The sequence below is a fragment of the Oleiagrimonas sp. C23AA genome, assembly GCF_011759385.1.
Taxonomy (GTDB): domain Bacteria; phylum Pseudomonadota; class Gammaproteobacteria; order Xanthomonadales; family Rhodanobacteraceae; genus Oleiagrimonas.
The window spans coordinates 1-19,862 of sequence record NZ_JAARLY010000006.1 but is presented as its reverse complement, the minus strand read 5'-3'; the positions used below and the strand labels follow the sequence as shown (position 1 = coordinate 19,862).

The following is a 19,862-nucleotide window of genomic DNA, read 5'->3' as shown; positions in this document are numbered from 1 at the left end:
CGGGTCCTCCTAGAAGCCGAGCGCAAGCTGCGCGCGGATCACGTTGTCGTCGGGCCGGACCTGGAACGTCTTGCGTTCGTAGGCCAGCTTGCCGACGAGGGTCGGGCCGAACCAGTAGTCCACGCCGAGGGTCCAGCGGTTCTCGTTGTCGAAGCGCCAGTCCTCGGTACCACCGTCGACCTGTCGATGACTGCGCCGCACTATCAGTTCGACGTTGCGCAGGTAGGGGTTGTCGCCCCCCAGCAAGGCACCCAGCCGATAGGCTCCCTGCAGGTACCACATGTTCCAGCGCGAGCGTTGGGTCAGGAACGGTGCCGCGCCCGTGCCGTCGTCGAAGAACACCGGATCGAGCCGCGAATGGATGTATTCGCCGCGGATCTCGCCGTTATCCGGCGTCCAGGCGAAGTCGGCGTCCACGAGGTCATAGGCGGCGCTGGTGCCCGCCCCGGTCCAGCCATCGACGTTGGTCGGCACCTGCGCATGCATTGCCGACAGGCCCATGTTCACGCCGACCCACGGACGCAGGCCGATGCGCGCACCGACGGACTTGTTGGCGTTGTTGTCCTGGGAGAAGCCTTCCAGGGTCAGGCCTTCGTCGGTCATCTGCGGCCCGTTGCCCACGAACACCGCGTAGTCGGCGGTTGCATGACCCACGGGAAATGCGCCGGTCAGTTGCACGCCGACCGTCGAAAGCGGCTCACCACCACCGCCTTCGACAAACCCGGCGGGACGGTCGGGGAGCTTGTTGATCCACGGTGGATGCTGGGCTTGCTGAAACTGCCCGATCGGACTCAGGAACTTGCCGGCGACCAGTGTCGACCAGTCGTTGAGGAACAGGTCGAGCTGGGCGTACTCCAGCGATGTCTCGGTTTCGTTGCCGTTGTTGGAGACTTCCATGTGTGCTTCAAGCTCCATGAGGTTCTTGTAGCGCACCAGGAAGATCGGCATGAAGCTGCCGCCCGTGAACGTGTCGTGCATCATCTTCGAATCGGTGGCGGTGTAGTTGGCCACCACGGTGCCGGACAGGCGGAACTTGATGTCCGGATTTTCCGGCGCGGCAATCGCCGCTGTCGCCGTGCGGGCACGCTCGGCTTCCTCGCGCGCCTCCTTTGAATCGACGCTGGCCTGCTTCGAGGTGGCCGTCGCCTGCTGCAGTTGCTGCTCAACCACCTGCAGCCGCTGCTTGAGCATCTGCACTTCCTGCCGGAGCTGCTTCAGGTCGGCAGGTGGCGCCGTGGTGTCCGGCCGGGCGTGTGCCAGCGGGGACAAGCTCAGGGCCGCCATCAATGCCACCCATCCCAGGGTTCGCTTGTTCATTGCCTCTCTCCTCTTTGCCGTGAACAGGTCGCAGCGTGTGCGGACCTGTTCCCCCAATCCGGCAGCGGCCGAACATCGCCGTGTCGTTGCCAGCGACGCCACCCTAAGTGTCCGGGGCCCGCGAGCCATTGATTTGAGTCAACCGGACGCCCTTGGATACCGAACCCTGTGTTATTGACCGACATCAAAACGGGCTGCGCGGTGACGGGACACGATGCATCGAGTCCCGTGTGCTCCGGAAGGCGCTGAAGCACCCGGTCCCAGGTCGCATGGGCAGGCTCGCCACGCGCGGCCCGCTGTGGACGTGGGCAAGAGGCACGAGCGGACAGGATGAGTGCGGACACATGGTGAATCGCGACATGCACGATACGCATGCAGTGGCAGAGGGCGCGGCAGTGCGGCGACCGCAATCCCACGGCGAGGCGCCCGCGGACGATCACGGCAAGTCCATGGCCGGGCATGGCGGCGCGGGGCACGACCATGCCGCGATGGTGGCCGACTTCCGCCGCCGTTTCTGGATATCGCTGGCGCTGACGCTGCCGGTGCTGGTGCTTTCGCCGATGATCCAGGCGGTGTTCGGCTTGCAGTCACGGCTGTCGTTTGCCGGCTCCGGCTACGTGTTGTTCGCGTTGTCGGCGTGCGTTTTCTTCTACGGCGGCTGGCCGTTCCTGACCGGCATGGCCGGCGAGCTTCGCCAGCGCAAGCCGGGCATGATGACGCTGATCGCGGTGGCGATCTCGGTGGCCTTCTTCTATTCCAGCGCGGTGGTCTTCGGCCTCACCGGCAAGGTGTTCTTCTGGGAACTGGTGACCCTGATCGACATCATGCTGGTCGGGCACTGGATCGAGATGCGTTCGGTCATGGGCGCCTCCGGCGCACTGGAGGCGCTGGTCCGGCTGCTGCCCTCCAGCGCGCATCGTCTCGGCACGGACGGTGCCCTGACGGAGGTGCCGGTCACCGAACTGGTGCCGGGCGACCGCGTGCTGGTGCGCCCGGGCGAGAAGGTGCCCATCGACGGCGTGATCCTGGAGGGACGATCCAGTTTCAACGAGGCGATGCTGACCGGCGAATCGCGGCCGGTGGAGAAGGCCGAGGGCGAGGAAGCCGTGGGCGGCGCGGTCAACGGCGAGGGCGCGGTCACCCTGGAGGTGCGCAAGACCGGCGACCAGACCTATCTGAGCCAGGTCATCGACATGGTCAGGCAGGCCCAGGACACGCGCTCGCGCACGCAGGACCTGGCCAACCGCGCGGCACTGTGGCTGACCTACATCGCCCTGTCGGCGGGTGGCCTCACACTGGCGTTCTGGCTGGGTGCCGGCAAGGGCTTCGAGTTCGCGCTGGAGCGCATGGTGACGGTGATGGTGATCACCTGCCCGCACGCCCTGGGACTGGCCGTGCCGCTGGTGGTGGCGGTGAGCACCCGCCTGACCGCGCGCAACGGCCTGCTGATCCGAGACCGCGCGGCGTTCGAGCGCGCGCGCAACCTGACGGCGGTGCTGTTCGACAAGACCGGCACCCTGACCGAGGGCCGGTTCGGCGTGGCGGGCATCGTCACCCTGGCCGACCTGGACGAGGACGAGGTGTTGTCCTGGGCCGCCGCGCTGGAGAGCCGGTCGCAGCATCCGATCGCCCAGGGCATCGTGCGCAGCGCCGGCGAACGCGGGGTGCCCACGCGCACGGTGGAAAACTTCCGCAGCCTCACCGGCCAGGGCGCTGAAGCGGTCAGCGAGGGGCACGTGGTGCGGGTGGTGAGCCCCGGGTATCTGCGCGAGCACGCCGTATCCGTCGACGACAGCGCCGTGAAGGACCTGGCGGCCGAAGGCCACACGGTCGTCTATGTGCTGCTCGACGAGCGTCCTGTCGGCGCGATCGCGCTGGCGGACGTGATCCGGCCGGAATCGTTCGAGGCCGTGAACCGCCTCAAGGCCATGGGCATCCAGTGCATGATGGTGACCGGCGACGCGACGCCCGTGGCGCGCACGGTGGCCGGCCGCCTGGGACTGGACGATTACTTCGCCGAGGTACTGCCGCAGCAGAAGGTGGAGAAGGTGCGCGAGGTGAAGCAGCGCGGGCTGACCGTGGCCATGATCGGCGACGGCGTCAACGATGCGCCGGCGCTGGTCGAGTCGGACCTGGGCATCGCCATCGGCGCCGGCACCGAGGTGGCCATCGAGTCCGCCGACGTGGTGCTGGTGCGCAGCGATCCGCGCGACGTGTTCGCGATCATGGCGCTGTCGCGGGCGACCTACGCCAAGATGGTGCAGAACCTGCTGTGGGCCACCGGCTACAACGCCTTCGCCATTCCGCTGGCGGCCGGTGTCGCCTATGCCTGGGGCCTGCTGCTGTCGCCCGCCGCCGGCGCCGCCCTGATGTCGCTGAGCACGGTGATCGTGGCCATTAACGCCAAGCTGCTGGAACGCGCGAAGCGGCTGGTGGCTGCTGCCGGTGCGGGGCCGGTGCAAGGATCGGCCAGGTGAATTGCAGGTGTCCTCGAGCGCGCCGGATTGATGCACGTCAATGACCGGTGCGCATCCCGGGCTAGTCTTGATGCGCTGGATGGGCATGCCGCCCAGCCCGGCGTTGAATTCCACAGCAGGAGGTCACGATCATGTCCACACGTGCACTGAAACGCTGCATTGCCGCTACAGTGGCGGCGTTGCTTCTTGCCACAGCGGGCCTGCCCGCCATGGCCGGTCCCTCGGGCGCCCAGGCTCCTGCCAGTGCGAGCAGCAGCGTCACACCCGCATCGCAGGCCGCGTTCAACAAGAACATGCAGATCATGCGTGGGCAGATGATGCAGCTGCGTGCCGCACACGATCCGGCCGCGCGTTCGAAGCTGCTCGATGCCCACATGCGCACCATGCAGAGCACCCTGCACATGATGATGGGTCAGGGGGGCAAGCGCGGTAGCGGCGGCATGGGCCCGGGCATGATGGGCGGCGGCATGAGCGGCTCCGGCGGCATGATGGCCAACGGCCGGATGATGCAGATGATGATGGGCCAGATGATGCAGCACCAGAAGGCCATGCAGGCGATGGGATGCACCCAGTAGGCGGCCGGTTCCGCTCGGTCCGGCCTTCGCTGCCCTGGGTGCCTGGCCCCGTTGCGGCGGGTTCGCGCGTGTCCTCGCGAGCCCGCTTGCGCATGATGGCGGCGGTCGCCGCCATCATGCTGCTGAGCGGGTGTTCCTTTTTCGGCGATGCCGTCGGAGGCGACGCAGCACACGGGCAGGTCGTTGCCAAGGCGCGCTGTGCTGCATGCCATGCCAACGACGGCAACAGCACCGTACCCACCTACCCCCGGCTGGCCGGCCAGAGGGCCCGCTATCTGTATCGACAGCTATCGACATTCAGGGACGGCACGCGCCCGTCGACGGTGATGGCCACCATCGTGGCGCCCCTGTCCGATGGGGATCTGCGGGATGTGGCGACCTTCTTTGCCGGCCAGCCACGCGGCAGCGACCCGGCGGGGCCGCCCGCCCTGATGGCGCAGGGGCGTCGGCTTTTCCTGTACGGTTCATCCGACGGCCGCGTGCCCGCCTGTGCGGCCTGCCACGCGGCAGGCACGGGCATGATGGGCCGCATGGGCTCGGGCCACATGTCCATGATGGGCATGATGACGGGGCGCCGCGCACCTTCGCTGTACGGCCAGCATGCCGTCTATGTGGTCGGCCAGCTGAAGGCATTCGCCGATGGCACGCGTCCGGCGATGATGATGAGCCGCGTAGCGGGCGCCATGACGGTGCAGCAGGCGCAGGCGGTCGCCGACTACGTGGCCGCGCACCAGTGACACCGGGCGTTTGCGCCCGGCATCACGAACCGGCCTACATTGCCTCCTTCACGCCGGCCCGGATCAGCAGCCAGTTCACCGGGTACGTGGTGAAAAAGCCGAACACCATGGCGAACTGCATCATCCACCAGAACAGCCAGTGATCGGGCTCCATCGCCGAGCGACCGAACAGGGCGAAGATGCTGATGGCCATCCAGCCGTACATGCCGATCTGCCAGAATGAGAGCGACAGGATGTCCGACTTGAACGACTTCCAGGCGACGGTGCCGCGGGGTTCGTCCGACATCGGCGCCAGTGCCGCATATTGGAACACGACGCCGATGGCCAGGGCGGCGATGTAGTCGACCACCCAGTTGCCGAACACCTCGTGCCCGAGCACCACGAAGCCGAGGCCCAGCACGAACATGCCGCCCTCGACCACCATGTCGGCGAGCGAGCAGCCGGCGCCGCAGTGCGTTGCGCCCAGCGCCACGCTCTGCCACATCGGGCGCTGGCCGTGTCCGTGCCCGTGGTCATGATGATGGTGGTGGTGCGACGCGCCACTCTCGGGGGCGCGGCCGAACCACAGGTACATCAGCAGGGCGAACAATCCGCCCCACAGGAACGTCAGCGGCCAGACCCACTTCATCACGGCCATTGGCGGCGGGCGCCGGTTGACGTCCACGATCGACCACAGCATCAGCAGGATCGAAACGACGATGTTGGCGATCGCCAGTGCCTCGAGCATCGGCAGTCCCCCTGGTTGAATCAATGCGGAGACGTAGTGTTGCTGCTGGCGGGTGAAGCGGCAGTGGACGCGGAAGCGGGCGTTCCGGCCGAACTGCTGCTCGCCGGGGCATCGTGGTCGTCATCGCCGTGATCTTGCGCCGTGTAGGCCTTGTACTGCGCGGGCGTCATGCCGGGCAGCTTGCGCACGAAGGCCACCATCGCCCAGATCTTCCGGTCGCTGTGCGTCTTGCCCCAGGCCGGCATGGCGGTGAGCTTGATGCCGTGCTTGATGATCCAGAAGGCCATCTGCGGGTCGACCGGGTGCTTCATGCGCGAGAAGTCCGGTGGCGTGGGATACAGCCCCTTGCGCATCTCGTCGCCGGACTTGCCGGGCTTGAGATGGCAGCCGGTGCACATCTCGGAGTAATGCTCGGCGCCCAGCTGCACGCGTGCCGGCGATTCCAGATCCGACGGCACTTTCACCGAGGCATCGTGGTGGGCAATCGCACGGTTGCGGAACCAGGCCAGGAAGTCATACGTCACCGGCCAGTGCGGCACGTCCGCGCCGATGGTGTAGGTGCCGGACCAGGCCCAGATGCCCACACCGGCAACGCCGACGACGATCGCCACGACCAGCGTGGCGATCACGACCTTGAGATTTTTCATAGGGCTCCTCCCCATATTTTTCGGGATCGTCTAGAGACAGACCCGGAGACCCAGCAAAATCTTTCGGTCGGGCACGGGTTGCTGCCGTGCCTGGCCCTGCCCGCCGTGGCCCCCGCTGGCGGGCTCCAGCGTAGCCCATCCCGGTGTCCTCATGCTGAATTTACCATGCGGACGGAACGTGAACGAAGGGGGCGGTGATGCCGGTGCCCTGACCCGGGGCCGGACGGGAGCGCCCGTGGGCGTTGGCCTCCGACCCCGGGTCAGGGCCAGACGCTGCGCGAACAGCCATTCCTGCGCTCCGGTGCAGCTGCGTCCGCCCGGATCCGGATGGAGCCTGCGCCAACGGGGCGGTGCGATGCCCCGGGTGTTTCAGCGATCCCGTTGCGGGCCGGGCCGGGATCGTGACGCACGCCCAGCAAAAGACCCACCGGTGTCTCCGGAAACAGGCAGGAGACGGGATGCACCATGGACGCGGTCAGAGCCTTCCGAAGAACATGGCAAGACCCAGGCCCAGGGCAAGCACCGCGAAGGACAGGGCCGTCATGGCAGCCAGCGTCTGACCGGTTACCGGCGCTTCCCGGGAGTGCGGCATGTCAGCCCCGCGGTTGCGATGCCCATGCATGGGCGCGGTCCCGTGGCCTGGCGTCGATACTTCGGCGTCGCCAGTGGTCTGCGCCGGGGGGCGCACGGTCATCATCCCGTGCTTCAGGCGGCGTGTGACCAGCCACCAGTTCATCGGATACGCAGTCACGAAACCGACCAGCAGGGCCATCGACATCACGAACCAGAAGGCGGGATGAGAGGGGTCCCGGCTGCCGGCCACATGGGCCCTGGCCACGGTCATGACGGGCACCATGCCGGCCATGAGGCTGTTCATGGAAAGCAGCTCCGGGAAGAACGTGCCGACAAGGGCACGCATGTACGAGCCGTCTGCCATGTCGCGCATGAACAGTGACTGGAAGATGCTCCAGCCGAATCCGAAGCCCAGCACATACTCCAGCGCGACATCGCCGAAGCCCGACAGCTCGGTCAGTGCGGCAATCACGGCCCCGACCAGAATGCCGATGCCATCGCCGGCGACGCAGTGCATCGTTGACCCGAGCACCTGCCGCCAGCGCACCATGGTGTAGCGCTCGTGCACCCCCGGCAGAGGTTCGCGGCAGCCGAGCACATACAGGAACGCGCCGACCGGACCGGTGTACGCGGTCAGCAGGACGAAGCCCCACTTGAGTACCGGGGAGGCCGGCGTCGAACGAATATCGATGCCCACGTACAGCACCGATATCGCCGTCAGCACGAACCAGAGCAGCATCACACCGTCCAGCATCATCGCTCCCGTCCTGGTGTCCACCGGGTTGTTGCTGAATGGACGCAGTCAACTACCCATGCGGTTCCCGCCGCGGACATGATGCGCTCAATCGAGCGTCTGAACGGTCGCCCAGTGTCCCACCAGCGGTGTCATCCGCACGGACTCACCCGGCCGCAGGCAGTGATGGCGGCTCATCTGGTGATGGTTGATGACGGTCACGCGCGTGGCATCGTCCAGGACGATCACGTTGTGGCAGTGGTTCAGTCCCTGGGCATCGGGTGCGCAGTCGGCATCCGTCATGACTGTTCCGTGCAGCCCCCCTGCCGCAGCGGCGGGCAGCGTGCCTGCAAGCAATTCGACGACGTAGCGTCCCTGGCTGCCGTTTTCATGCCACGACGAGATACCACTGCCCCTGGGCAGCGCAGGCTCCGATGCGCGTGTCCATGGGGTGGTGGCCAGTAACAGGGCCGCTCCTGCGATAGCGAAAAAGAGGGCTCCCATGAAGTGCGAACGTCGAAATATCCGGGTCATGATCGTTGTCCTGTGAACGTTCCGGCCTGCATACGGGCGTGCGCCCCTACCCACAGCCTAGGGAAAGCGGGCGATCGGTCCTTGATGCCGGTCAATCGCAATGGCACCAACGGCATCTGGCCCCGGCAATGCGCGATCGCCCCGGTTGCGCAACCGGACCGGAGCCGCCTGCCGCCGCGACCGGTACGGCACGACGGCCACGACGATCGAGGCCGGGCCGGAAGGGTGCCCGGCCCGGCGTCCTCCCCTGTCAGGGGCGTGTCGACACGCCCCCGATGCCAGGTGGTCTCGTCTAGAACCAGACCCGCAGGCCCAGCAGGATCTGCCGGTCGAGCACGGGGTTGCCCTCGCGCCGGGCCATGCCGGCCGTGGCCCCCCACTGGCGGACCCAGGCATAACCCACGTAGGGGGCGAACTTCCTGCTGAACTCGTAGCGCAGCCGGAACGTGAGCGAGGTGTCGGTGATGCCGGCGCCGTGACCGCGGGCCGGATCGGTATGGCCGTAGGCGTTGGCCTCGAACTCCGGCTCCAGGATCAGGCGCTGCGTGAACAGCCATTCCTGCGAGGCCCGCACCCGCAAGGCACTGCGCCCGCCGGGGCCCAGGTAGAACGTGGTTTCGTAGTCGAACTGATAGGGGGCGATGCCCTGGATGCCCGCAGCGAGCCAGTTGCGTGCCGGGCCGGGTCCCAGGTCGTGGCGCGCGCCCAGCATCAGGTCCCACCACGGGCTGATGGCGTGGCCCCAGAGCAGTTCGGCATCGCCTTCCTCGATGCGCCCCTGGCTGCGCGTGCCCTCGGTCCGCAGCCACACACGGTCGAGGTTGTGGCCGGCCCATGCGCGCAGATCCCAGGCCTGGGCCGAGCCCTCGCGTCCGTGCACATACTCCAGGCTGTCCAGCTGGACTTTCGACAACAACGGGTCATTGGGCATGCGCAGGGTCACGCCGTAGGCCGCATACGGCTTGGGTGCCGAGCCGTCGCTGCGCGGCAGGCTGCCGATCGGCGGGTTGCGTTGCGCGTCCTGGTTGGCCTGGTGCATCTGCATGTGGTCCATGCGCATGCCTTGCATGGATGTCTTCGCTTTGCCCTTGGCCTGCATGGCCATCCGGCACCCCTCCGTGGAAGGGGCGGTCTTGTGTTTCATCGCGTGGTGCGCATCATCCGGCTTGCCCTGCATGGGCACGCACCGGTGTTTGCCGGACTGCATCGAGGTGTTCGTGGTCTTCGACGCAGGGACTTCCGGGGAAGAGGCCTGACGGGCCAGGGCGGGGACGCTGGCCGTGACCATCAGCAAAAGGGCGGTCCACGGCAGGATGCGCTGGCGGTTGGGGGTTGCCAGCGGGCGTTCGATCGTCTTCATGGCAACCTCCTCACTTCACGACGATGGCGCGGAACATGCCGCTGTCCATGTGGTAGAGCATGTGGCAGTGGTACGCCCACCGCCCCAGCGCGTCGGCGGTCACGCGGTAGCTGATGCGTTGCGCGGGCCGCACGTTGACGGTGTGCTTGCGCACGCGGAACGCGCCGTCGGCGGTTTCCACCTCGCTCCACATGCCGTGCATGTGGATGGGGTGGTTCATCATCGTGTCGTTGATCAGCACGATGCGCAGGCGCTCGCCGTGATGGAACAGGATCGGCCGCGCCTGGTCGTACGGCACGCCGTTGAACGACCACATGTAGCGGTTCATGTTGCCGGTCAGGTGCAGTTCGATCTCGCGCGCCGGTTCGCGCCGGTCGATGGGACCGCCGATGGTGTGCATGTCGGCGTAGGACAGCACGCGACGGCCGTTGTGGCGCAGCCCGGCGCCGGGATCGTCCAGCGCCGTCGAGGCCACCGCGATGCACTTGGTGTTCTGCGGGCCGTACTCGGTCGGGTAGTGATGGTGGATGGGCACCGTCTGCGCAGACATTCCCATGCCGGCCATGCCCGCCATCGATGCGCCACCGTGGCCGTCGTGCGTCTTGCCTTTGTCCATGCCCTTCATGCCGGCCATGTCCATGCCCATGTCGGCCATGGTCAGGGTGGGGATCGGATCCATGGATGGCACGTCGGCCCGCATGCCTTCGTGCGGCGCCAGCGTGGCCAGCGCAAAGCCGCTGCGGTCGATGGCCTGGGCGAACACGCTCCAGGCGCGGTCGGCGGCCGGTTCGACGATCACGTCCAGCGTCTCGGCCACGCCGATGCGGAACTCGTCCACCGACACCGGATCGATGTCCTGGCCGTCGGCGGCGACCACGGTCATCTTCAGGCCCGGGATGCGCACGTCGAAATAGGTCATCGACGAGGCATTGACGAAACGCAGCCGCACCTTCTCGCCGCGACGGAACAGGCCGGTCCAGTTGCCGGCCGGTGGCGTGCCGTTGAGCAGGTAGGTGTAGGTATAGCCGGTGACGTCGGACAGGTCGCGCGGGCTCATGCGCATCTTGTCCCAGGCCAGCCGCTGCTTCAGTGCCGTGGCGATGCCCTGGGCGCGGGCGTCGCGCATCAGCTCAGGCACGGTCAGCTCGGTGCGACTGTAGTAGTCGCCCATCTTCTTGAGGTTGGCGTAGATGGTCTCCGGGTCGGTATCGCTCCAGTCCGACAACACCATCACGTAGTCGCGGTCGGCCGGGAAGCGTTCGCCGTCGCGCGGCTCGATCACGATGGCGCCGTACAGGCCGGTCTGCTCCTGGAAGCGCGTATGGCTGTGATACCAGTAGGTGCCCGACTGACGCACGCGGAAGTGGTAGCGGTACATGCCGTGCGGCGCGATACCGGCATAACTCAGGCCGGGTACGCCGTCCATGTCGGACGGCAACAGGATGCCATGCCAGTGGATGGAACTGGACACCGCCAGGCGGTTGCGCACGTCCAGTGTGATCAGGTCGCCCTTGCGCCAGCGCAGCACCGGTCCGGGGACCTGCCCGTTGATGCTCGTCGCCATGACGCGACGGCCGGTGATGTTGATGGGGGTTTCGGCGAGATCGAGGTTGAAATGGGTACCGCGCAGGACGTTCTGTCCGGCGGACAGGTCGGCCAGCCGCGTGTCGCCGGCCCAGGCCCGCGCCGGTCGCGCGAGCGCCAGGCCGGCCGCCGCGCTGCCCAGTCCCAGCACGAATCGCCGGCGGGACGGCATGGACGGGAAATGATCATCCCGATGATCGGAAGTCATCGAACACTCTCCTCGGGCAGTCCCCGCTCCGGGGCGCTGCCGCTGACATACGGGTTTCGCGGCCCGTCGTCGGGCCGCTGCAACGCGTTGCCGGTCAAAGGACCGGCCCGGACCTTCAGGAGAGTGTCAGGACGACGGGGGATGCAGCGGCGGTTCGCCTCTGCCGGGGGGCACCGGTTGCACGCCCGGGGCATAGGTTTCGCCGGCGCAGTCAGTGCGGGCGAATATCGGAGCGAACGGTACGATGGCGCCGTAGCAGGAGGTGCCGCAATGGCAGCCGAACGTCATGCCGCAGCCGGTGTCGGGCGTGCCATCGGACGCCGCTGCGGCGGCGTGGTGCGACGCATGTGCGGTGGCCGGGGCAGACGTTGCGTGTTGCGCCGACGCCGTGGGTGCGGGCGCGGCATGGGCGATGCCCATCATGACCAGCCCGAACCAGGCCAGGAGCGCAAGCGCACTCAGGCCACGGAACGTACGTCGGCGGTGGGCAAGGTCGATCAGCACGGCGGCATCATAGCCGATATCGTCGCCGGATGGCCCAATCTGCGCGCGCCTGGCGCGGTAACCCGGGTTGCCGCGGAACACGCGTTGCCATCGTTCCAGCCGCGTGACCATAGACGGATCGTGTCGCCACCCGGGAGGCGATGCGGCACACGGACCAGTCATCGCCATACGGTGCGGGATTCGTTGAGGATCATGATGCCGCTACCATGAGGAACGCAATCAGCCGCCCGGAGTCGCCGGGCCGCCCCGGGGACGGGTGGGGTCAGGGACGCCCGCATCGTCCTGACTCGACCAGATTCCACTTCAATGCGCATCCTAATCGCCGAAGACGAACCAAAGACCCATCGTTACCTTGCGCAGGGACTGAAAGAGCACGGGCACGTCGTCGAGGTGGCGGGCGATGGCATCGCTGCTCTGAAGCTGGCTCGGGCGCGGTTGTTCGACGTAATTATTCTGGACGTGATGTTGCCCGGCATGGACGGCTGGGAAGTGATCACTGCGCTGCGAAGCAACGGCCTTGCAACACCGGTGCTGTTCCTCACCGCAAGAGATCATGTCGAGGATCGCGTCAGGGGCTTCGAGCTTGGTGCCAACGATTACCTGATCAAACCGTTCGCATTCGCCGAATTGCTGGCTCGCCTCAACAATATGGCCCGACCGCAGGGCCATGAAGGAGCATCGCTCATCAGCATAGGCGACCTTCGGCTGGATCCGTTGCGTCACCACGTCGAGCTGGCCGGCCGGACCATTCATATGACGAGCAAGGAGTACGCGCTTCTGATGTTGCTGGCGCGACGGCATGCCCGTGTTGTGTCACGTACGCTCATCGCCGATGTGGTGTGGGGCCTGGATGGTGAGGTCAGCAACAACGCGGTGGACGCACTCGTGCGTCGCGTGCGCAGCAAGATCGAACCTGGCGCAGGAGGCTCGCTGGTTCATACGGTGCGCGGTGTGGGCTATATCCTGGATTGGCGGGAAAGAGACGGCCCGCATCAGGGAGACGAATCGTGAGGGCATGGTCCATTACTGCACGCATGACCGTGTTCTACACCGTCAGCGCGCTGATTGCTGTGGGTCTACTTGCCTTGTTGCTCAACTGGAAGCTGACTACCAGCTTTCAGGGCGCACACGTGCGTTATCTGCAGGCAAAGGCTGATGAGTTTCAGACCGATCTGAATGATGCAGGTGGGCGCCCGTCAGCACTTGTTGCAGAGATCGTCAAGGAAACCGGGGACAGTCCATTGCGACCCTACGAGGCGAGGGTGATGCTTGGCGATAAAGTGCTAGGTCAGACGCCCGGCATGCAGAAGGTGCTTCCCCCAGCGCTGTTTCCGCCCATACGTCATGGGCCCATACAGGCTGATCAACTGCGCCGGAAGTACACCCAAGGAGATCATTGGGTACTGGCCAGCGTGGCCTTTGACGGCGTCCACGGGACGAACCATGCGCCGCACATCGAGCTTGCCCTGAACGTTTCGCGCGATACGTCGCTACTTGACGACTTCCACAACGCTCTCGTGATCTTTTTCCTGTGTCTGGTGCCCTTGTTGGTGCTATTGGGACGCTGGATCGCCGGGCGCGCACTGGAGCCGGTCAGGCGTATCGCCACCTACGCGGGCGACGTCCGGCCGACCGACCTTTCCCGGCGCATTCCGCCATCCGAGCCGTGGCCTGCCGAGCTGCGGGGACTGGTCCATGGCTTCAATCGGATGCTGGACCGGCTAGACGATGCATTTACGCGCCTTACGCGGTTTTCCGCCGACCTTGCGCACGAGTTGCGTACCCCGCTGGCCAACCTGACCGGCGAGATCGAAGTCTGCCTGACCCGGCCGCGCTCGCCCGAGGCGTACCGCGCCACTCTCGTCTCCGGCTTGGAAGAATGCCGGTTGCTGACGCAGTTGATCGAGAACCTGCTATTCCTGGCACGCGCCGAGCGCGCCCAGCTGCACCTGCGTAGTGAGCGTTTTGACGTCGGTGACGCAGTGGGTTGGGTCGTCGCTCAGCATGAGGAAACGGCGGCGGCGCGTGAGATACATATCGCACTGTCTGGAACGGCCGACCTAGAAGCAGATCCGATGCTGTTCCGCCAGGCGGTATCCAATCTCCTTTCCAATGCCATCCGGCACGCCCCGAGGGGGTCGTCCGTCGAGGTGCGCGCGGGTACGGATACTGCCGGCGCGGTGGCCGTCAGCGTGATCGATCATGGCGAAGGCATCCCTGTCGAGGCGTTGGATCGGGTGTTCGAGCGGTTCTATCAGGTCGACGTCAACCGCCGGCACCAGCCGGGCCAGGGTACCGGCCTGGGCCTGTCGATCGTGCGGTCCATCATGGAACTGCATGGAGGGACCGCCGGCATCCTGTGTGACACCGACGAGGGTACAGTTGCCACTCTCCGATTTCCCCGCCGCCGGCACAACGCGGCGATTCAGGGCTGAAGGTGCATGGCCCACCGCTGACCCCACGGCTGCCGTTCGTCGGGTCAGCCGGTTGGGCCAGAAGGAAGGGTGCTGTTCGGGCACGGTGCCTGGCCGAGCAGCAGTGCGAGGTCACTCTGCGCCCGCCGTAGCTGAGCTTCCAGGGTGATGACCTTCATGTGCACGGCCACTGCGTGTGCATGCGTGTCGAGGTAGTCCGCCGTATCCATCATCCCATCATCGAAGCTCTGGCGATTGGAGCGGTCCATGGTGCGAAGAGATGCCCATCTCGCCCGTTCCTTGCGCAGCTGCGCTCGCAGCAGGGCGCTGGTGCCGTGCAGTTCATGGACCTGGTTGACGGCTTCGTCCAGACGGTCCTGGTAGGACTTGTGGAGATAGGCGCGGGTGGCTCGGGCGATCGCTATGCGCGCATGCGCCTGGCCGAACAGGGGCAACGTCAGATGGATGGCAAAGCCGATGGTCTGCACATTCTGGGTATCCTGTCCGCGGCTTATGCCAAGCGACAGGGCGGGGAACTGTTGCAGGATCGCCTGGCGCACCCGTGCCTCCTGACTACGGTAACCTGCCTGCAGTGCCTGCAGGTCCGGCCGCCGCTCAGGCATGTGCATCAGGGCCTTGTGGAAATCCGCTGCCGACCAGCTGGGCAGCTTCGCCTTGCCCGCCAGCTTCGGCTCCACCCCGGGCTGAAGCCCTAGCAGAGCATCCAGGGCAAGCCATGTCTTGTACTGACGGCGCTTCAGACTCCACCAGTGCGCCGATGCCTGCTCCTGGCGGGCCTGGTCCACCGCTAACTGTGCCGTCGTCAGCTCACCGTGCTTCAGCGCGACGAGATCAGAACGATAGGTCTTCTCGCAGACGTGCCTCCAGGCCCCGAGTACACGCATTTCCCGCGCTTGCGCGCGAATCCGGATATACAGCTGCTGTGCCTTGTACGCGACCTGCCATTCGTCCCACAGGATGTCCAGCCGGACCTTATCCCCACGCGCACGGGCCTGGGCGCGCCGGTCATGGCGGGTGATGATGGCGGACAGGTCCTCCATCAACCCCGCGCTGTAACCGTTCACCAGTGGTGGAGGTCCAGCGGTGGGATGTGAGAAGCCGGCCTGGACTTCCGGCTCCGGGAGCAACCCGGCCTGCAACAGTTGCGCATGGGCAATGCCGAGCCTGAGACGGTCGGCCTTCAGTCGTGGATTGTTGAGCACGGCCAGCGTTACCACGTCAGTCATGTCCAGGCCACGCGACGCATGGAAAGCATGCTCGCGGACTCCCTTTCCGTGAAGACGCTGTGCGGAGGCAGTGAGATGGGCCAGGGTGGTGAGGTCGGAGTGGTGGGCCAAAGGCCGTGGATGGTAGGTGGCGCAGGCCGCGAGCATCAGGGGGAGCAGGGCGATGCCTGCGCGGCAGGCACACCAGAATAGGCGCTGGGCTGAGCCCCGGCTCATGCCGTTCGTTCCTGGCGCTGGCGGCGATGCAGATAAAGCGCCGGTATCAGGTTGGTGGTGAGCAGCGCGCTCCAGATGATGCCGCCCATGATGACGATGGCCAGCCCCTGTTCGGGCGCGGCGCCCTGGCCCCATCCGATGGCCGTGGGCAGCATGCCGAGCACGGCGGTCAGGGTGGTGAGGAGGATCGGACGAAAACGCGTGTGCACGGCCTCGTCGATGGCCTGCGCTGGATTCATGCCTGCTGCCTCGTTACGTCGGGCGCGGAACAGCAGCACGATGCCGTGATTGAGGCTGAGGCCGACCAGCGTGAGAAAGGCCACGAGCCCTGTCGCATTGAGCCCGACACCACTGACGATGAGTGCCAAGGCACCTCCCGTGAAGGCAAGTGGTATCTGCAGAAGCAACAGGCCGGGCACCAGTAGCCCATCGAACTGCAGGATCAGTATGCCCAGCATCAGCACCAACGCGGCGAGGGCTGCTACACCCACGCCGACCGCCGCGTGGATGAGCTCCTGATACAGCCCTCCCGTGGAGATACGGTAACCGGGCGGCAGCTTGATGCCTTGCAGTGCCTTGCTTGTCGCCGACCCCGCACCGGTCAGGCCGAATGATGGCGTGGCCAGAATATCCAGTGCGCGTGCACCATCGATGTGGCGCAGTTGATTCGGGGTGGACACCAGCTTCAGGTGGGCCAGCTGTCCCAGTTCGGTCCAGTGACGGGCATGGATCGGCAGTTGCCGCAACGTATTGACGGATAGATCCGGGGCCTGCAGCAGGCGGACGTACAGGTTCAGTGGCACATTGCCGTCGGGAACCTGCGCCACAGTCTCGCCACCGAGTAGTGGCTTGAGCTGCGAGTACAGTTGCCCGCTGGTCATGCCGTAGGCCGCCAGTGCAGCGTGGTTGGGCAGGATCCGCAATTGCGTGATCGGGTAACCGTCGTTGTTGAAGATGTCGCTGAACCGATGTGAGCGCTTCAGTTTCCGGACGATGCGGTCAGCGATCGATTTGAGCTTGCGGATATGTGTCCCGAACACGTGGATGACGAACGGCTGTGGCAGTCCCGAAAGACTCTCTCCCAGGCGCTCGATCGTGGGCGTATCGATGGCTGTCTGCACGGATTGCGTGCGACTTTCCCGCAACAGGCGCTTGCCGATGGCATTGAGGCTGTCCACTCCGATGCCCTTTTTCAGCACGATCTGGATCTCGCCCGCATAGCCGGGCTCGGTGTAGGCGGTGTTCGACGCCGATCCGATCCTGGCGAACGTGTGCGCGACATCGGGGTCCTTGCGCAGGCGGCGAGTCAGTGCATCGATGACGGCCTGTGTTTCGTGCAGCGACGTACCCGGCGGGAGCGTGAAGCTTTCGAGCATCACCCCTTCGTTGGGCAGGGGAAGGAAATTGACCGATACCAGGGCCAGTCCGGCGATGCTGAGCACGAACAGTGTCACGCATCCAGTTAGGCTCCACCGCGGATGGCGTTTGACCCAACCGAACAGGCGTTCATTGTGCACACGCAGACGGTCCATCTGCCGCGCACCCCATGTCGGCCGCTGACGCGGGTGCGCGCGGATGAAACCCAGCCCGAGAGGGATCAGGGTCAGGGAAACCAGCAGCGAGGCAATTATCGCCAGCGTCATGGCGAGCGCGAAGGGGATGAAGAACAGGCCCGCCAACCCGCCGACGAACAGCAACGGCAGGAACACGGACACCGTGGTCACGCTGCCGCTGATGTCCGGGCTGGCGATGTCCTGCAGACCCTTGCGGATGCCTACCCAGTGCAGGTCGCCCTGTTCCCAGCGGTGGTAAATGGCTTCCAGCACGATAATGGCGTCGTCAGCGAGCAATCCGACGGCAACCGTCAACGCGCCCAGCGTCATCAGGTTCAGCGTGTGTCCGGTGGCATACAACGCCGCAATCGCCAACAGCAGGGACAGCGGGATGCTGAATGCCAGCATCCATATACCCCGCCCCGCACCCAGCACGCCCAGCAGCACGAGCACTGCGAGCACGCCGCCGATAAGAAGATTGCGCCCCAGGTCGGTGCCGATGAGATGCACCATGTGACCCTGGTTGTAGGTGCGCACCCAGCGCACGCCGTGGGGCAGCTGGGCCTGCGTGCCATCCAGCGTCTTCTGCACCGCCCGGGTCACGGGAAGGGTCGATGCACCCGGTTGCTTGAAAACGGTGATGGCGACGCTGGGCCGTCCGTCCAGACTGACAGCGTTCTGCACGGGTTGGGCCGTCTTCACGATCCGCGCCAGCGCATGCAGCGGAATGGGGCCGGACGCGCTCGGCACGGGTACGTTGCGAAGCTGGCGCACCGTCGTTGGAAGATCACGGGCCTCGATCAGTACTTTCTGATGGCCCTGCCGGATGTATCCGACGGGACCGAGCAGCACGCGTTGGCGCAGCGCTCGGGTCATGGCGGACGTGCTCACGCCATGGCGGTGCATCGCAATCAGGTCGGGCTGCACCCACAGCGACTCGTCGCCGCTGCCGTAGACTTCCACGCGTTGTACGCCGGGCAATGCCCGCAGGGCCGGTTCGATACTCGCGCGGATCGTTCGCTGCACCTGCGCAGGTGCGATGTCATCCGGAATGTAGGCCGTGTAGTCGGCGACCTCGTTGATCGCATTCCCCATGATCTCCGCGTAGGGGTGCGCGGAAGAGGGCAGTTGTCCACGGGCACGGTCGATGGCGCCGTTCACGGCCTGAAGGTCGAGTTGCGCGTGCGTGTCACTGGCAAAGCGCACATCGGTCTCCACCGTGCCGTGACCGATCGTGGAGCGCACGCTGACCAGGTGCGGAAGCGCGAGGATCTGCCCCTCGATCGGGCGTGCGACCAGACTTTCCAGCTCCTGGGCCGTAGTTCCGGGCTGGTGCGTGATGATGCTTATCTGCGGAAAGTCAAAGCTGGGCAGGACCTCCGAAGGCATGTGCAGCAACGCATAGACGCCGTAGCTGAGCAACGCGCCGTAGACCATCGCCCACAGTAGCGGGCGCTTGATCAATTTCCGGAAATCATCCAAGCCAGACATGCTCAATCCGGCGGCGTGTACTGACCGGCGACGTGCTGGTGATACAGCTCGTAGGCATGGCTGACCACGACTTTCTCGCCGGCCCTGAGCCCCTTCTTGATAAGGGTCATGGCCCCGGCACTGCGACCCGGGGTGACGGACCGTGGCCTATCGCCGTGCGAGGTGTGCACCATCACCCACCAGCGGGCATGATCGAGAATCAGGGCTCGTGTCGGTACGACGATCATGGCGACGTGCGGTCCGTTCAGCGTGACCGTGCCCGCCTCGCCATTGATCCAGCCGGCCTGGGGTCCGCTAGCAGCTGCAGCGCGCATGCGCACCGGCCATCCACCGCCGTCCTGCAATGCGGGTCCGACGCTTACCACCCTGACGGGCACGTCCGCACTGCCATCCGCCGGAGTGAAGCGTCCATGCATGCCCGGATGGATGGCGCGGACCTGAGGGCCGTAGTAGTCGGCTGTCAGCCATAGTCCGTTGTTGGGCTGCACCACGGCGATGGTCTGGCCGGTATGAACGCGCTCGCCAGCGGCGACGGGGATCTCGACGACCGACCCCGCAACAGGGGCACGAAGCACTGCGTGCCGGTCGGCCGTGCGCCACCGAGCCTGCGCGGCCATGAGATGAGCCGATGCCACGGCTTTGGCGGCCACGGCCTTGAGCAAGTCGCTGCGGGTGGCGAGGTGCGGGCGTGTCCTAGATTTTGTGTAAACGGGTCCCTGGCAGGACACTGCCGACAGACCCGGAGACACCATGATCTCACGCAAGCACGACGTGCCCGAGGAGCTGCTCAGCCAGCTGCTGGCCAACTACCAGAACCCTGACGACCTGATCGGTGAGAATGGCCTGCTCAAGGAGCTGACCAAACGCCTGGTCGAGCGCGCCCTCGACACGGAGATGACCGAGCACCTGGGGCACGACAAGCACCAGAGCGTCGGCAACGCCAAGGGCAATACCCGCAACGGACG

General features: G+C 65.9%; 17 protein-coding genes. 6 read left to right on the top strand and 11 right to left on the bottom strand.

The features are described from left to right. Positions 1 to 9: 9 nt before the first annotated feature. A complete protein-coding gene (locus HBF24_RS11005) occupies positions 10 to 1,317 on the bottom strand; it encodes a hypothetical protein (RefSeq protein ID WP_167172859.1) in 1,308 nt (435 codons plus the stop codon). Positions 1,318 to 1,676: 359 nt separating this feature from the next. On the opposite strand from HBF24_RS11005, the gene HBF24_RS11000 reads away from it, so the two are divergent. The 3 genes from HBF24_RS11000 (at position 1,677) to HBF24_RS10990 (ending at position 5,106) form a co-directional block, all read left to right on the top strand. After that, complete coding sequence (locus tag HBF24_RS11000) at positions 1,677 to 3,794, top strand: copper-translocating P-type ATPase (protein ID WP_240922475.1); 2,118 nt, start codon at positions 1,677 to 1,679, stop codon at positions 3,792 to 3,794. 131 nt (positions 3,795 to 3,925) lie between these two features. Further along, positions 3,926 to 4,369, top strand: a complete 444-nt coding sequence (locus tag HBF24_RS10995; RefSeq protein WP_167172858.1) for a hypothetical protein — start codon at positions 3,926 to 3,928, stop codon at positions 4,367 to 4,369. 68 nt (positions 4,370 to 4,437) lie between these two features. Continuing rightward, on the top strand, positions 4,438 to 5,106 hold the full coding sequence (locus tag HBF24_RS10990) for a c-type cytochrome (protein WP_167172855.1): 669 nt from the start codon (positions 4,438 to 4,440) through the stop codon (positions 5,104 to 5,106). A 34-nt stretch (positions 5,107 to 5,140) separates the two neighbouring features. Here the strand turns inward: HBF24_RS10990 and HBF24_RS10985 are convergent, their stop codons facing one another. From HBF24_RS10985 to HBF24_RS10955, 7 genes are all read right to left on the bottom strand, one after another. Further along, complete coding sequence (locus HBF24_RS10985; RefSeq protein ID WP_167172854.1) at positions 5,141 to 5,833, bottom strand: DUF4396 domain-containing protein; 693 nt, start codon at positions 5,831 to 5,833, stop codon at positions 5,141 to 5,143. A gap of 20 nt (positions 5,834 to 5,853) precedes the next feature. Next, positions 5,854 to 6,480: a cytochrome c gene (locus tag HBF24_RS10980; protein ID WP_167172852.1), complete on the bottom strand. Its 627-nt coding sequence runs from the start codon at positions 6,478 to 6,480 to the stop codon at positions 5,854 to 5,856. Between the two features lie 475 nt (positions 6,481 to 6,955). Then, the gene (locus HBF24_RS10975; protein WP_206064291.1) at positions 6,956 to 7,810 is read right to left on the bottom strand and encodes a DUF4396 domain-containing protein; all 855 of its coding nucleotides are present in this window, start codon (positions 7,808 to 7,810) and stop codon (positions 6,956 to 6,958) included. 84 nt (positions 7,811 to 7,894) lie between these two features. Beyond that, complete coding sequence (locus HBF24_RS10970) at positions 7,895 to 8,320, bottom strand: hypothetical protein (protein WP_167172850.1); 426 nt, start codon at positions 8,318 to 8,320, stop codon at positions 7,895 to 7,897. A gap of 292 nt (positions 8,321 to 8,612) precedes the next feature. After that, complete coding sequence (locus HBF24_RS10965) at positions 8,613 to 9,680, bottom strand: copper resistance protein B (RefSeq protein ID WP_240922474.1); 1,068 nt, start codon at positions 9,678 to 9,680, stop codon at positions 8,613 to 8,615. Positions 9,681 to 9,690: 10 nt separating this feature from the next. Continuing rightward, positions 9,691 to 11,472 (bottom strand): copper resistance system multicopper oxidase, encoded by a 1,782-nt coding sequence (locus HBF24_RS10960; protein ID WP_240922473.1) that lies wholly within the window; start codon positions 11,470 to 11,472, stop codon positions 9,691 to 9,693. 126 nt (positions 11,473 to 11,598) lie between these two features. Beyond that, complete coding sequence (locus HBF24_RS10955) at positions 11,599 to 12,087, bottom strand: hypothetical protein (protein WP_167172848.1); 489 nt, start codon at positions 12,085 to 12,087, stop codon at positions 11,599 to 11,601. A gap of 195 nt (positions 12,088 to 12,282) precedes the next feature. Here HBF24_RS10955 and HBF24_RS10950 point away from each other — a divergent pair, with 195 nt between their 5' ends. Beyond that, positions 12,283 to 12,987, top strand: coding sequence for a response regulator (locus HBF24_RS10950; protein ID WP_167172846.1), 705 nt, complete (start codon positions 12,283 to 12,285; stop codon positions 12,985 to 12,987). Next, positions 12,984 to 14,411 carry a heavy metal sensor histidine kinase gene (locus HBF24_RS10945; RefSeq protein ID WP_343162753.1) on the top strand — a complete coding sequence of 476 codons (1,428 nt, stop codon included), beginning with the start codon at positions 12,984 to 12,986 and terminating at the stop codon, positions 14,409 to 14,411. The genes HBF24_RS10950 and HBF24_RS10945 overlap by 4 nt, the downstream gene beginning before the upstream one ends. A 44-nt stretch (positions 14,412 to 14,455) precedes the next feature. Here HBF24_RS10945 and HBF24_RS10940 read toward each other — a convergent pair whose 3' ends face one another. The 3 genes from HBF24_RS10940 to HBF24_RS10930 all read right to left on the bottom strand — a co-directional run bounded on the left by HBF24_RS10940 (position 14,456) and on the right by HBF24_RS10930 (position 19,559). Then, complete coding sequence (locus HBF24_RS10940; RefSeq protein WP_167172842.1) at positions 14,456 to 15,637, bottom strand: TolC family protein; 1,182 nt, start codon at positions 15,635 to 15,637, stop codon at positions 14,456 to 14,458. 212 nt (positions 15,638 to 15,849) lie between these two features. Further along, a complete protein-coding gene (locus HBF24_RS10935; RefSeq protein ID WP_167172840.1) occupies positions 15,850 to 18,897 on the bottom strand; it encodes an efflux RND transporter permease subunit in 3,048 nt (1,015 codons plus the stop codon). Positions 18,898 to 18,899: 2 nt separating this feature from the next. Next, positions 18,900 to 19,559, bottom strand: a complete 660-nt coding sequence (locus tag HBF24_RS10930) for an HlyD family efflux transporter periplasmic adaptor subunit (protein ID WP_167172838.1) — start codon at positions 19,557 to 19,559, stop codon at positions 18,900 to 18,902. Between the two features lie 88 nt (positions 19,560 to 19,647). On the opposite strand from HBF24_RS10930, the gene HBF24_RS10925 reads away from it, so the two are divergent. Then, positions 19,648 to 19,862 (top strand): transposase (locus tag HBF24_RS10925; protein WP_206064290.1); only part of this gene is annotated, 215 nt, incomplete at its 3' end.